1 protein-coding gene is annotated in these 390 nt (G+C 75.9%); it reads right to left on the bottom strand.

The genetic code is table 11. From position 1 onward, the window contains the following. A partial coding sequence (locus tag PUR26_RS00830; RefSeq protein ID WP_329868211.1) for a DUF4872 domain-containing protein occupies positions 1–390 on the bottom strand: 390 nt, incomplete at both ends.

The raw sequence follows: 390 nt of genomic DNA, 5'->3' as shown, positions 1-390 counted from the left end.
CGCAGCGCCAACGCGGCCACGGCCGAGGTCAGTTCGGCGTTGAGCACCTCGACCAGCTGTCCGGCGGGCAGGTCGCGCGCCATCCGGTGGCCCTGACCGGCCCACAGCGCCATGCCCTGCGGGTCCCCCGCCTTGGCGGCCAGCTCCGCCAGCCGTGCCTCGTCCGGGCGGTCCGCGCCCCCCAGCCCCAGCGAGACGCCGTGCGGGACGACCGTGACGCCCCGCTCGCGCAGCCGCAGCAGCGGGTCGGGCAGGTGGCCGCTGTCGATCAGCTGGGCACACTCGGCGAGGAAGTCCCGGTACAGATTGCGGAACAGGGCGCCCCCGGTGCCGGCCCTCTCCATGAGGACGGCGGCCCGCGGCAGGTCCTCCCACGGTTTGTCGCTGCGG

Source organism: Streptomyces sp. SP18CS02, from assembly GCF_036322365.1.
In the GTDB taxonomy this organism is placed as follows: domain Bacteria; phylum Actinomycetota; class Actinomycetes; order Streptomycetales; family Streptomycetaceae; genus Streptomyces.
Note: the sequence above shows the minus strand (reverse complement) of the source record. Positions and strands in the feature narration are given on the sequence as shown.